This window comes from Micromonospora sp. NBC_00860, assembly GCF_045207375.1.
GTDB lineage: Bacteria > Actinomycetota > Actinomycetes > Mycobacteriales > Micromonosporaceae > Micromonospora > Micromonospora vinacea.
The window spans coordinates 455651-467818 of record NZ_CP108825.1 but is presented as its reverse complement, the minus strand read 5'-3'; the positions used below and the strand labels follow the sequence as shown (position 1 = coordinate 467818).

Genomic DNA, 12168 nt, shown 5'->3' with positions numbered 1-12168 from the left:
TCAGGCTGCGGCGAGGATGCGGGGTAGGGCTGCCACGGCGCGGTCGATGTCCGCGTCGCTGACGCCCAGGTGGGTGACCAGGCGGGCGGTACGGGGGCCGAGCACCGAGACCAGCACGCCCTCGGCCCGCGCCGCGGCGGCCAGGGCCCGTGCGTCCAGTGTGTGCTTGGTGAGGTCCAGCGCGACCAGGTTGGTACGGACCGTGGTGGCCAGCACCCCGAACGGCGCGACCGCCTCGGCGAGCCGGGCCGCCTTCGCGTGGTCGTCAGCCAGCCGGTCGATGTGGTGCGCCAGCGCGTACCGGCCGCCGGCGGCAAGAATGCCGGCCTGGCGCATGCCACCGCCCATCCGCTTGCGGATCAGCCGGGCACGTTGCATCTTCTCCGCGCTGCCCACCACCAGCGAACCGACCGGCGCGCCGAGACCCTTGGAGAGGCACACCGACAGCGTGTCGAAGAGCTGGCCGTACTCGATCAGCGGCACCCGGTCGGCGACGTGCGCGTGCCAGATCCGCGCGCCGTCACAGTGCAGCGCGACGCCCGCCTCGTCGGCGACCCCGCGCAGATCCCGCAGGGTCGCCAGCGGAATCACCCCGCCACCGCCGCGGTTGTGGGTCTGCTCGACGGCGATCGCGCGGGTGGGGACGGCGAAGTAGCCGTCCGGCCGGATCATCCCGGCCACCACCTCCGGGTCGATGTCCGCGCCCACCGCGGGCCAGGTCCGCGAGGAGATACCGCCGTACGCGGCCGCGGCGCCGATCTCGTACGTGACAACGTGCGCGTCGGCGTCGCAGAGCAACTCGTCGCCGGGCGACACCAACAGTTGCAGGGCGATCTGGTTCGCCATCGACCCGCTCGGGGCGAACAGCGCCGCCTCGTGCCCGAACAACGCGGCGACCTCGGCCTCCAGCGCGTTGACGCTCGGGTCTTCGCCGTACACGTCGTCACCGACCTCGGCGGCGGCCATCGCCTCCCGCATCCCGGCGGTGGGTCGGGTCACCGTGTCGGACCGCAGGTCCACGAACAGGTCAGGCACTGTCTTCCTTTCGGCTGCCGACTGCCGGGTTCGCGAACTCAGCCACGGAGCATCTCCGCTACCAGGAACGCCAACTCCAACGACTGCTGGGTGTTCAGTCGCGGGTCGCAGGCGGTTTCGTACCGGTCGGGCAGGTCGAGATCCTCGATCCCCTGGGCGCCGCCGAGGCACTCGGTGACGTCCTCACCGGTCAACTCGACGTGCAGGCCACCGGGGTGGGTGTCCAGCCCCCGATGCACCTCGAAGTAGCCGAGCACCTCGTCGACGATGCGGTCGAAGTGCCGGGTCTTGTAGCCGTTGGACGACTCGTGCGTGTTGCCGTGCATCGGGTCGCACTGCCAGACCACCTTGGCGCCGGCGGCGGTGACCTTGGCGACGATCGGCGGCAGCGCGTCGCGTACCCGGTGGTTGCCCATCCGGCTGATCAGGGTGAGCCGGCCGGGGATGTTGTCCGGGTTGAGCTTCTCGCACAGCTCGATCGCCTCGTCCGGGGACGTGGTCGGGCCGAGCTTGACCCCGATCGGGTTGGCGATGCGAGAGATGAAGTCGATGTGCGCGCCGCTGATCTGCCGGGTGCGCTCGCCGATCCAGAGGAAGTGCCCGGACAGCCCGTACGCCCGGCGGTCGGAGACCCGGGTGAGCGCCCGGTCGTACTCCAGGGCGAGGGCCTCGTGGGAGCAGTAGAGCGTGACGGTGCGCAACGCCTCGTCGTCGGTCATCCCGCAGGCCCGGATGAAGGCCAGCGCCCGGTCGATCTCCCGGGCGATCGCCTCGTAACGCTCCCCCGCCGGGGAGTTCTTCACGAAGCCCTTGTTCCAGTCGTGCACGGCGTGCAGGTCGGCGAGCCCGCCGGCGAGGTACGCCCGGAGCATGTTCATCGCCGCGGCCGAATTGGCGTACGCGCGGATCATGCGCTGCGGGTCGGCGACCCGGGCGGCCGGGTCGGCCTCCAGCGAGTTGATCATGTCGCCGCGGTACGCGGGCAGGCCACGGGCGTCGGTCGGCAGTGAGCGGGGCTTGGTGTACTGCCCGGCGACCCGGGCGACCTTGACCACCGGCAGCGACGCGCCGTAGGTGAGCACGATCGCCATCTGGAGCAGGGTGCGTGCGTTGGCCAGCAGGTGGCTCTCGGTGTTGTCCACGAACGTCTCGGCGCAGTCACCGCCCTGCAGCAGGAACGCCTTGCCCTCGCAGACCAGGGCGAGCTTCTGCCGGAGCTGGTCCACCTCGTAGGGCGCGACGACCGACGGCACTGTGTCGAGGACCTTGCAGACCGCGGCCACTGCACCCGGGTCGGACCACGGCGGGACCTGCTCGCGGGGCAGCTCCCGCCATCGGTCCAGGCCGAGCGCCGCGTCCTCGGCGGAGTCGACTGTCGGTCGGCTGGTCTGCAGGCCCGGGCTGCTCACCGCGGGATGGCTCAGCTGATGCCACTCATGGCGCATGACAGAAAGCGTACGGCGACGGTCGGGGTGGCCGGGCGGCGAGGGGGACGGTTCCGGCAGATGGGAGATCAATCTGCCGGGCGCTGGTCACGTTACTCGGGTACGAAGACGCCGGTCGGCGACGGAGCGACGGGCGTGGCGGCCGGCCCACCCGGCGCTTCGCCGGCGATGCACCAGTCGCTGCCGTCCCGGGTGACGGTGAAGACCAGCGGCCGGGTGACGGTGCGCTTGCCGACCGCGACCGAGACCGAGACGCTGACCTCCTGCCCGCGCGGACCCGACCGGACTGCGGTGATGGCCGCCTCCGGCACCTGGAAGTGGTCGGCGAAGTCACCGTTGGGGCCGGTGGCGCCCAGGTCGAAGCCGTCGTGCAGCAGGGCGCAGAGCTGGCTGCGGCCGGCGGCGACGTCCTTGGCCGCCATCGCGTCGAGGTAGGCCTGCACGCGCTCACGGGAGCGGGTGGCGGCCTCCTCGGCGGGGGCTCGGGCCGGCTTGGCGGCGGACTCGTCCTGGTCCTCGCCGCCGATCCCGCAGCCGACCAGGGCGACCGGCAGCAGCACCAGCCCGGCGGCGGTCGCCGCCAGCCTGCGGTGGGTCGCGCGCATGATCACCTCCGTTGGCGGTGAGATCGAGACGTGCCGAGCCGCGAGTCTGCCACATTCAGCCGACCGAACCCAACGGCGGCGGTCCGGTCGACGCTGGGCGTCGACCGGACCGCTGTGTCACGGGCGGGAAGGGACGGTGCGGGCCCCTTCCCGCCGTGTGGGTGGTGCGTCGGCCCTCGGCTCAGCCGAGACCGCCCTTGATGGCGCCGATGAGCTCGCCGTTGCTCGTGTCACCGGAGAGCTCCCAGAAGAACGCGCCACCGAGGCCCTGGTTGTTCGCGTACGTCATCTTGCCGTTGATGGTCGACGGGGTGTCGTAGCTCCACCAGTTGCTGCCGCACTTGGCGTACGCGGTGCCGGCGATCGTGCCGGTGGCCGGGCAGGTGTTCTTGAGGACCTTGTAGTCCTCGATGCCGGCCTCGTAGGTGCCCGGCGCCGCGCCGGTGGCGCTGCCGCCCGGAGCGGCCTGGGTGACACCGGTCCAGCCCCGGCCGTAGAAGCCGATGCCGAGCAGCAGCTTGTTGGCCGGAACGCCCTTGCTCTTGAGCTTCTGGATCGCCGCGTCGGAGTTGAAGCCCTGCTGCGGGATGCCGGTGTACGAGGTGAGCGGCGAGTGCGGTGCCGTCGGACCCTGGGCGGCGAAGGCGCCGAAGTAGTCGTAGGTCATCGGCATCAGCCAGTTGAGGTTGCCGATGGCGCCGGCGTAGTCGGTGGCGTCGATCTTGCCGCCGTTGCTGCCGTCCGCGGTGATGGCGGCGGTGACCAGGGCACTGGACCCGAACCTCGACCGCAACGCGCTGATCACGTTCTTGAACGCGTTCGGGCCGCTGCTGTCGCAGCTCAGACCGCAGGCGTTGGGGTACTCCCAGTCGACGTCGATGCCGTCGAAGACGTCCGCCCAGCGCGGGTCCTCGACCAGGTTGTGGCAGCTCTCGGCGAACGCGGCCGGGTTCTGCGCGGCCTGGGTGAAGCCGCCGGACCAGGTCCAGCCACCGAACGACCAGATCACCTTGAGGTGCGGGTTCAGCTGCTTGAGCTTGCGCAGCTGGTTGAAGCTGCCGCGCAGCGGCTGGTCCCACGTGTCGGCGACGCCGTCCACGCTCTCCGCCGCGGTGTACGCCTTCTCGTAGTCGGCGTAGCTGTCACCGATGGTGCAACGACCGCCGGTGGTGTTGCCGAAGGCGTACAGGATGTGGGTCAGCTTGGCGGCCGACCCGCTGGTCTGGATGTTCTTGACGTGGTAGTTGCGCCCGTAGACGCCCCACTCGGCGAAGTAGCCGACGATCTTCTTGCCGCCCGGGTTCGGCGGGTTGGTGGTCGGCGGTGGCGTGGTGGGTGGAGGGGTGGTGGGCGGCGTCGTCGTCGGCGGGGTGGTGGTCGGCGGAGTCGTGGTCGGCGGGGTGGTGCCGCCGCCGCACGCTGCACCGTTGATGGTGCAGTTCAGCGGCGCCTTGTAGGCGCCGCTGCCGTTGTAACCCCAGCTGAACGAGGCACCGGGGGCGATGCCGCCGGCCCAGCTCTTCTTGACCGCGACGTAGTGGTTGCCGCTGCTGGTGACGTCGGCGTCCCACGCGCTGCTGATGGTGGTGCCCGACGGCAGGTCGAACTCGATGCGCCAGGTGGTGACCGTGGCGCTGGAGCCGTTGGTGACGGTCACCCTCGTCTCGTGACCGGTCCCCCAGTCCTGCGCCTTGGTGAAGGTGGTGGTGACCGTGCCGGCGCCGAACGCGGTGGTCACCGGCACCGCTGCGACGGTCACGGCGACCACGGCACCGGCCCAGAGGGCCCGGCGGAGCGATCTTTTCATGAGGCGTCTCCCGAACTGTTAGGAAACTTTCCAAAAGAGATGGTGAGACGGTACTCACGGCGTCATCAGTTCGTCAAGATGCGCATGTTTCGATTTCTCCTGGTGCACGGAGTGCGTACGCTGCGCCCACCCCGGGCCGACACCCGGCCGGCGCGTAGCCTCGGCCCATGACCGTCTTCGACATCCCGATCGACGCCCTCAACGGCGGCCCCGCCGACCTGGCCCGCTACCGCGGCAAGGCGTTGCTGGTCGTCAACGTGGCCTCCCGCTGCGGCCTCACCCCGCAGTACGCCGGCCTCCAGACACTCGCCGACTCCTACGCCGACCAGGGCCTCGTCGTGCTCGGCGTGCCGTGCAACCAGTTCGCCGGACAGGAGCCAGGCAGTGCCGCCGAGATCAGCGACTTTTGCCAGGTCAACTACGGGGTCACCTTCCCGCTGACCGAGAAGGTCGACGTCAACGGCCCGGACCGGCACCCGCTCTACGCCGCGCTCGTGGACACCCCGGACGCCGACGGGCACACCGGTGACGTGCGCTGGAACTTCGAGAAGTTCCTGGTTGCCCCGGACGGCTCGGTCGCCGCCCGGTTCGCCCCCAGTGTCGAGCCCGGCTCCGACGACCTACGCGCGGCCATCGAAAAGACCCTCCCCACCTCCTGACGCCCCGGGGCGCTCCGTGGCGCCGCGTCGATGCGCGTCGACGCCCCTCGACGCCCCTCGACGCGGTCGATCACGGAGTCGTGGTGCCCGACTTGCCCAGGTCAGCCCGACTCGTCCCCCAGCACAACTCCATGATCGACGGCCTTGCCGACCCTCCCGACGCCTGGGTTGCGCCCGGGCCGCCTTGATCGCGCTCGAACATGGATGTGGTGGCCTCTGCGCCTCCGCGCGCCCACCACCGCGCCAACCGCACGCCACCGGAGAGTGGCACGTCGCCGGAGAGCCGGTCGCCGACCAGCGTGAGCAGTACGTTGTGCAGGACGGGGCTCGCGGCGCGCCAGGCACCCGCCGGGACGGCGAAGGTCGCGCAGCCCTCGACGAGACGGCGCATGCGCGGCAGCCTGCCCGGCCCGCCGGCAGCCGAATAACCCACCAGCCTGGTCGGGAATGCGTCGCGGGTGGACGGAGTTGGGAACGAGCATGACAACTGTGGGACTGATCGGCAGTGGCAACATCGGCGGCACCGTGGCCCGGCTGGCCGTCGACGCCGGCTACGACGTGGTGCTGAGCAACTCGCGGGGCCCGGAGACCCTCACCGACCTGGTGGAGACCCTGGGCGCTCACGCCAGCGCCGGCACCACGCAGGACGCGGCGCAGGTCGGTGACCTGGTGGTCGTCAGCGTGCCGCTGAAGGCGTACCGCGCGGTGCCCGTGGAACCGCTGGCCGGCAAGGTCGTCATCGACACCAACAACTACTACCCGCAGCGCGATGGCACCTTCCCGGAGCTGGACTCCGGTGAGACCACCAGCAGCGAGCTGCTCCAGCGCCACCTGCCGGACTCGCGGGTGGTCAAGGTCTTCAACAACATCTACTTCAAGGGCCTGGCCGCGCTCCCCCGCCCGACCGGCGCCGCCGACCGCAGCGCCCTCGCGATCGCCGGCGACGACGCCGCCGCGAAGGGTGAGGTGACCGCCTTCCTGGACCGCATCGGCTACGACGCGGTGGACGTCGGCCCGCTGGCCGAGGGGTGGCGCTACCAGCCGGACACCCCGGCGTACGGCACGCTCTACTCCGCGAGCCCGACCGACTGGGAGCACCCGGCGCCGGGCGACGCCGCGAAGCTGCGCGACGCCCTGGCCGCCGCCACCCGCTGAGCAAGGCCAGCCGCCGCCCTGCCCGCGATTCCCTTATGGGGTGGTGGTGGTGCGGAGGGCGGCGGCGAGCTCGTCGTCGTAGCTGGCGATCGGCTGCCCGTCCGAGGCGTACGCGACGAGCCGGCCGTGGGCCATCGTCGCGGACCGGAACGAGAAGGTACGCGAACCCGGGTACGCGGCAAGCAGCGGGATGGCCCTGGGTGCTCCACCCGGTGCGGAGTAGTACTCCAGGCGGGTCACCTGCGGGGAGACCACGCCGTTGACCCGGACCTTGGTCTTCTCGGCGCGGGTGCCGAAGGTGACCGGCGCGTCGGTGGCGTATTCGGCGCATTCGGCCGGTCCACGGCAGACGAAGAAGTATCGCGGGTTGACCACGTCGTCGAGGCGGTACGCCTTGAAGGTGGGGTCGGCCCCGGCCGGCAGCGGCTGTACGGCGAAGAACGCGACAGCCACAGTGGCGGTGACGCCCACCCGCAGCCAGGCACGGCCGGCGGCCGGTCGTCTGCTCGTGTACTGGGCGGCGACGGCGACACCGCCGAAGCCGACGAGGCACAGGAGGCACACCCCGACGGCACGGGCGTTCTCGAAGAGGAACTGCACTCCCGGCCGCGTCGAGACCGGGCTGAGCACCGCGCCCAACGAGACGACCATGGCGGCGAGCAGCGCCGCGCCGGCGGCCCGCTGGGTGACGCCGGACGCGCCGATCAGCAGCATCGCGGCGAGCACCGGCCACACCTGGTGGTGGGTCCAGGACACCGGGGACGCGGCCACTGTGGCGCAGCCGACGAGCACGGCGGCGTGCCCGGGGCGTCCCTGCCTCGTCAACTGTCGGGCCCGCAGCAGTGCGGCCGCGCAGATCAGTGCCACCATGCCGGCCCAGAGCACTGGCAGCGCCGTCTCGTCGACGCCGACGCGCAGCAGCATGCCGTGCACTGACTGGTTGCCCAACGAGGACAGATTGCCGATGCGGGAGGTCTGTCGCAGGGTCTCGGTCCAGTAGGCCCAGCTCTCCCGGGGCAGCACTACCGCGGCGAGCCCCGCGCAGGCCACGAAGGTGGCCGCCGACCGGCCGGCGTCACGGTAGCGCCCGACGGCGAGGAAGTAGACCACGAACAGCAGCGGGGTGAGCTTGATCGCCGCGGCCACCCCGACCAGTGTTCCGCGCAGTCGGGGTGGGACGACGCCCAGCCCGTCGAGCAGGGCCATCAGCACGATGAAGATGCTGACCTGCCCGAAGCGGAGGTTGCTCTGCACCGGCGCGGAGAGCATCAGCACGGTGGCCGCCAGCGCCACGACGAGCGGGCGCCGGGACTGTCGGGTGGTCAGCGCGAGACCGACCGACCCGGCGATGGCAACGACCGCCGCGCACGTCGCCACCAGCCAGATCCCCTGGAGTACGCCCTCGCTGACGGCGGTGATCGGCCACAGTACGAGAGCGGCGAACGGCGGATAGGTGAACGGGCCGCCGTTCTCCGCCTCATATCCGTACAGCGGCTTTCCGGCGCGCAGATCGGACAGCGCGCCGTAGTAGATGTGCAGGTCGGAGAGGCGATCCGGCCGATGCAGAACGAGCACACCGGACACCAGCGCGACGACGACGAAGGCCGCCCACGCCAGGGCCACCCGGCGATCCCGCATCGCCCGAGGATAGGCGACCGCGATGGCCCGCGTGGGCCCCGCGGCGGCGCAAACGCCCGGGTCGGTTCCACGTCTGCTCTCGGAAGAACGGGTGCCGCGGGACGGGTGTCGATTCGTAGCCTCAGCGAATGGGGACGACGGGCGGACCGGCGTACGACGCCTACGCGGACTGGTACGAGGGCTTCATCTCCGGCGGAGGCGACTATCTGCGGCGGGTGCACGCGACGGTGGCGGACCTGCTCGGCGCGGGCGAGGGGTCCTGCCTCGACATCTGTTGCGGTACCGGCGCGCACGCCTCGGTGCCGGCGGGTCTGGGTTGGACGCCGGTGGGCGTGGACCTGTCCGGCGGGCAGTTGCGGCACGCGCGGGGGCGGTTGCCGGTGGCTAGGGGTGACGCTGTCGCCCTGCCGGTCGCCGACGCGTCGCTGCCGGCCGCGATGTGTGTGCTGGCCAGCACCGACCTGCCCGACTACCCGGCCGTGCTGCGCGAGGTCGCCCGGGTGCTGCGCCCCGGCGGGCGTTTCGTGCACGTGGGTGTGCACCCGTGTTTCGTGGGCGCGTTCGCCGACTGGGGACGGCATCCGCGTGTCGTCGTCGACGCGCGGTACGCCGACCGGTCCCGCAGCTTCGACAGTTGGAACGCTACCGGCGTGCGGGTACGGGTGGGCGCCTGGCACCTCCCCCTCGCCGACCTGGTCAACGCGACGGTGGCGGCCGGTCTTCGGCTGGTCCGGGTCGTCGAGGCGGGCCCGGGCGGGGTCCCCGACCTGTTCGGCCTCCTCGCCCTGCGCGATCGGTAGCGGCAGCCGACAAAAACATCGCTGTGGCAACTTGCGTCGCAGTCCTGTTCACGGGACCCTGTTCTCTGGGTTGCCGCCCGCTCACCGAACGTGCCCCCGGAGGCGACATGCACACGCTCCGTACCGTGCCCCGCCGGCTGTTGGCCGGCTCCGGCGCGCTCCTGCTCGGCACCGCCCTCGCCACCGCCGCCATTCCGGTCCCTGCCAACGCCGCGTCCAGCGCGGACACCGTCGGATACGTCCGGCTCGCGCACCTCTCCCCGGACACCCCGGCAGTGGACGTCTACCTGGCCGCGCCGGGAGCGGCGAAGCCGCAGGTCTTTCCCGGTGTCGGTTACGGCGTGGTCTCCGACTACCTCGAACTCGCGCCGGGCCGGTACGCGGTGGCCATGCGCGAGGCCGGCGCCCCCGCCAGCGACCCCCCGGTACTGACCACCGAGGTCGCGGTGACCAGCGGCGACGCCTTCACTGTGGCCGGTGTGGGCCGGCACGCCGACCTCGGCCTGCGAGTGCTCAACGACGATCTCAGCGCCCCCACCGACGGCCGCGCCAAGGTGCGGGTCATCCAGGCGTCGGTGCGGACCCCGGTGCTCGACGTGGCCGCCGCCGACGGCCCGATGATCGCCGACGGGGTGCAGTTCGCCACCACGACCGACTACCAGCAGGTCGAGCCGGGCAGTTGGCGGCTGAAGCTGACGGGTGCCGGCGGGCCGAGCACCGACGCCGAGGTGCGGCTCACCGGTGGCGCGGTCTACTCGCTGCTGGTGCTCGACGCGAAGCAGGGCGGGCTCACCGCCGAACTGCGCCGCGACGCCGAGGGCGGCACAGTCGTCCCGGCCGGCGGGGTGGACACCGGCGCCGGTGGCACCGCCGGGTCCGGGCTCGACGCGTACCCCCTGGTGGCCGGCGGTCTGGCCGCGGCGGCCGGCGCGGTGGCAGTGCTGCTCTGGCGTCGGCGGCGCACCACCTGGTGAGCGCCGAGCCGGACCCGTCGATCCGGCGGCACCGTGACCGTCGGATACCGCTGGCCGCGCTGGTAGCGGCAGGCGCGGCGGTCTGCCTGGCCGCCGGCACCGGGGTCGGGCTGGCCACCACGGGCCCGCCACCGCCGGTGGCGAGCTGGCACCCCGGCTGCGGCGCCGACTGCCCGTCGGTGGCCGCCGCGCCCGCGCCCCACGGTCCACCCACGCGGGTACGCGTACCACGCATCGGCGTCGACTCACCGCTCACCGTGCTGGGTCTGGACCGCGCCGGCGCGCTGATCCCGCCGACCGACTTCCACACCGCCGGTTGGTACGGCGGCGGCCCGGCCCCGGGCGACACCGGCCCGGCCGTCCTCGCCGGGCACCTGGACTCACGACGCGGCCCGGCGGTCTTCGCCCGGCTGGGCGAGCTACGGCACGGCGACCTGGTGGAGGTCTGGCGCGACGGGCAGCGGTTGTCGTTCCGGGTGACCGGGTCGTTGCGGACCCGCAAGGACCAGTTTCCGACGGCCGTGGTCTACGGGCCGACGCCCGGGGCGGAGCTGCGCCTGGTCACCTGCGGGGGTGACTTCGACCGGCGGCGGGGCCACTACGTCGACAACGTGGTGGTGTTCGCGGTCACCGAGGCCACCGACCCGGTCCTGCCGACGTCCGCGGCCGGCTGAGCGGCAGGCTGCGTCGCGCACCTTGATCCACTCCGGTTCCCGGAAGTCGGGGCGTCCACCGCGCTCCAATACCGCGATTTCCATGAACCCGAGTGGATCAAGCGGGTAGGGGCGCGAGAAGGCGCGAAGCGCGGGCGCGGGGCGTCAGAGGGGGCGGCGGCCAGCGAAGCCGCACTCGGCCCGGTGGTACCAGCGCACGTCGGAGTCGCCCTCCAGCCAGCACCAGAGCACGGCGCGGCCGGCACGCTCGCCGGGGAAGTCGAGCAGCACCGGGGCGATGCCCTTGACCTGGATGTCGTGCTGGTGCAGCTCGTCGACGACGGCGTGCAGCCTGGCCTCCAGCGCCTTCACCTCGGCAAGCCCACCGAGCGCGCTCACGCCGTGGTCGGCCAGGTCGACGCGCAACTCGGCGAGATCGGCCCGGACCCGGATCAACTCGTCGACGCGCGGCTGCAGAGTGGCCACCAGGTGCCGGGCCTGGGCAAGTGTGAACACCGGGCCAGTATGCGGCACGCACGGCCCCGCGACGCCCCCCGAACGCTCAGTCGGCCTGTGCCGCCAGCTCGCGGGCGCGATCCCGGGCGGCCTCCAGCGCGGCGAGCATCGCCGCGCGTACGCCGTGCTTCTCCAGCTCACGGATCGCGGAGATGGTGGTACCGGCCGGTGAGGTGACCGCCTCGCGCAGCTTGACCGGGTGCTCGCCGGAGTCGCGCAGCATCACCGCCGACCCGATCGCGGTCTGCACGATCAGCTCGTGCGCCACCTGACGGGGCAGCCCGAGCAGGATCCCCGCGTCGATCATGGCTTCGACCAGCAGGTAGAAGTAGGCCGGGCCGGAGCCGGAGAGCGCGGTGACCGCGTCCTGCTGCGACTCGGGCACCCGGATCGTCTGGCCGAGCGGTTTGAACATCTCCTCGGCCAACGTCAGGTGCGCCCCGGTGGCGTACGCGCCGGCGGAGATCGCGGTCATCGCCTCGTCGACCAGCGCCGGGGTGTTGGTCATCACCCGCACCACGGGAGTGCCGTCGGGCAACCGGCGGCTGAAGAAGCTGGTGGGCAGACCGGCGCAGAGCGAGATGACGAGCTTGTCGGCCGGCACCTTGGGGCCGATCTCGTCGAGGAGCGCGGCGGCGTCCTGCGGCTTCACCGAGATCGCGAGCACCGCAGCTTCGTCCACCGCGGTCAGGTTGTCGACCACCCGTACGCCGTAGCGGGCGGTCAGCTCCTCGGCGCGAGCGGGCCGGCGGGCGGTGGCCAGAAGCCGGTCCACCGGCCATCCCGAGCGCAGCAGCCCGGAGAGCATCAGCTCACCGATCTTGCCCGCGCCGATCACCGCGACCGTGTGCACTCCGGCTGACATGTCGGCCCGTACCCCC

Annotated in this window: 13 protein-coding genes; 5 read left to right on the top strand and 8 right to left on the bottom strand. The window is 72.1% G+C overall.

Translation table 11 applies throughout. From position 1 onward, the window contains the following. From OH804_RS02270 to OH804_RS02255, 4 genes are all read right to left on the bottom strand, one after another. Positions 1-1035 carry a low specificity L-threonine aldolase gene (locus OH804_RS02270; RefSeq protein ID WP_196918937.1) on the bottom strand — a complete coding sequence of 345 codons (1035 nt, stop codon included), beginning with the start codon at positions 1033-1035 and terminating at the stop codon, positions 1-3. Between the two features lie 38 nt (positions 1036-1073). After that, a complete protein-coding gene (locus OH804_RS02265) occupies positions 1074-2480 on the bottom strand; it encodes a class II 3-deoxy-7-phosphoheptulonate synthase (protein WP_406062443.1) in 1407 nt (468 codons plus the stop codon). A 92-nt stretch (positions 2481-2572) separates the two neighbouring features. After that, complete coding sequence (locus OH804_RS02260; protein WP_406062441.1) at positions 2573-3085, bottom strand: hypothetical protein; 513 nt, start codon at positions 3083-3085, stop codon at positions 2573-2575. A gap of 181 nt (positions 3086-3266) precedes the next feature. After that, the gene (locus OH804_RS02255; protein ID WP_196918939.1) at positions 3267-4892 is read right to left on the bottom strand and encodes a glycosyl hydrolase family 18 protein; all 1626 of its coding nucleotides are present in this window, start codon (positions 4890-4892) and stop codon (positions 3267-3269) included. Positions 4893-5059: 167 nt separating this feature from the next. On the opposite strand from OH804_RS02255, the gene OH804_RS02250 reads away from it, so the two are divergent. Next, positions 5060-5551 carry a glutathione peroxidase gene (locus OH804_RS02250; RefSeq protein ID WP_406062439.1) on the top strand — a complete coding sequence of 164 codons (492 nt, stop codon included), beginning with the start codon at positions 5060-5062 and terminating at the stop codon, positions 5549-5551. Positions 5552-5621: 70 nt separating this feature from the next. Here OH804_RS02250 and OH804_RS02245 read toward each other — a convergent pair whose 3' ends face one another. Next, positions 5622-5942 (bottom strand): hypothetical protein, encoded by a 321-nt coding sequence (locus OH804_RS02245; protein WP_406062437.1) that lies wholly within the window; start codon positions 5940-5942, stop codon positions 5622-5624. An 89-nt stretch (positions 5943-6031) separates the two neighbouring features. On the opposite strand from OH804_RS02245, the gene OH804_RS02240 reads away from it, so the two are divergent. Then, positions 6032-6706, top strand: a complete 675-nt coding sequence (locus tag OH804_RS02240; protein WP_406062435.1) for an NADPH-dependent F420 reductase — start codon at positions 6032-6034, stop codon at positions 6704-6706. 33 nt (positions 6707-6739) lie between these two features. Here the strand turns inward: OH804_RS02240 and OH804_RS02235 are convergent, their stop codons facing one another. Next, the gene (locus OH804_RS02235) at positions 6740-8344 is read right to left on the bottom strand and encodes a glycosyltransferase 87 family protein (protein ID WP_406062433.1); all 1605 of its coding nucleotides are present in this window, start codon (positions 8342-8344) and stop codon (positions 6740-6742) included. Positions 8345-8472: 128 nt separating this feature from the next. On the opposite strand from OH804_RS02235, the gene OH804_RS02230 reads away from it, so the two are divergent. The 3 genes from OH804_RS02230 (at position 8473) to OH804_RS02220 (ending at position 10792) form a co-directional block, all read left to right on the top strand. Continuing rightward, on the top strand, positions 8473-9144 hold the full coding sequence (locus tag OH804_RS02230) for a class I SAM-dependent methyltransferase (protein ID WP_406062431.1): 672 nt from the start codon (positions 8473-8475) through the stop codon (positions 9142-9144). Between the two features lie 107 nt (positions 9145-9251). Further along, complete coding sequence (locus OH804_RS02225) at positions 9252-10118, top strand: DUF4397 domain-containing protein (protein WP_406062429.1); 867 nt, start codon at positions 9252-9254, stop codon at positions 10116-10118. After that, a complete protein-coding gene (locus OH804_RS02220) occupies positions 10115-10792 on the top strand; it encodes a class F sortase (RefSeq protein WP_406062427.1) in 678 nt (225 codons plus the stop codon). Before OH804_RS02225 ends, OH804_RS02220 begins: the two co-directional genes overlap by 4 nt. 144 nt (positions 10793-10936) lie before the next feature. Here OH804_RS02220 and OH804_RS02215 read toward each other — a convergent pair whose 3' ends face one another. Together OH804_RS02215 and proC are read right to left on the bottom strand one after the other, a co-directional pair. Then, positions 10937-11287 (bottom strand): DUF2203 domain-containing protein, encoded by a 351-nt coding sequence (locus OH804_RS02215; RefSeq protein ID WP_091407586.1) that lies wholly within the window; start codon positions 11285-11287, stop codon positions 10937-10939. Positions 11288-11333: 46 nt separating this feature from the next. Further along, positions 11334-12152, bottom strand: a complete 819-nt coding sequence (proC, locus tag OH804_RS02210; protein ID WP_406062425.1) for a pyrroline-5-carboxylate reductase — start codon at positions 12150-12152, stop codon at positions 11334-11336. Positions 12153-12168 lie beyond the last annotated feature (16 nt).

Bases quoted from the DNA above. Each gene is read 5' to 3' on its own strand.
- OH804_RS02250 (WP_406062439.1), top strand. From the start codon at position 5,060: ATGACCGTCTTCGACATCCCGATCGACGCCCTCAACGGCGGCCCCGCC.
- OH804_RS02245 (WP_406062437.1), bottom strand. From the start codon at position 5,942: ATGCGCCGTCTCGTCGAGGGCTGCGCGACCTTCGCCGTCCCGGCGGGT.
- OH804_RS02235 (WP_406062433.1), bottom strand. From the start codon at position 8,344: ATGCGGGATCGCCGGGTGGCCCTGGCGTGGGCGGCCTTCGTCGTCGTC.
- OH804_RS02265 (WP_406062443.1), bottom strand. From the start codon at position 2,480: ATGCGCCATGAGTGGCATCAGCTGAGCCATCCCGCGGTGAGCAGCCCG.
- OH804_RS02225 (WP_406062429.1), top strand. From the start codon at position 9,252: ATGCACACGCTCCGTACCGTGCCCCGCCGGCTGTTGGCCGGCTCCGGC.
- OH804_RS02260 (WP_406062441.1), bottom strand. From the start codon at position 3,085: ATGCGCGCGACCCACCGCAGGCTGGCGGCGACCGCCGCCGGGCTGGTG.
- OH804_RS02255 (WP_196918939.1), bottom strand. From the start codon at position 4,892: ATGAAAAGATCGCTCCGCCGGGCCCTCTGGGCCGGTGCCGTGGTCGCC.
- OH804_RS02230 (WP_406062431.1), top strand. From the start codon at position 8,473: ATGGGGACGACGGGCGGACCGGCGTACGACGCCTACGCGGACTGGTAC.
- proC (WP_406062425.1), bottom strand. From the start codon at position 12,152: ATGTCAGCCGGAGTGCACACGGTCGCGGTGATCGGCGCGGGCAAGATC.
- OH804_RS02240 (WP_406062435.1), top strand. From the start codon at position 6,032: ATGACAACTGTGGGACTGATCGGCAGTGGCAACATCGGCGGCACCGTG.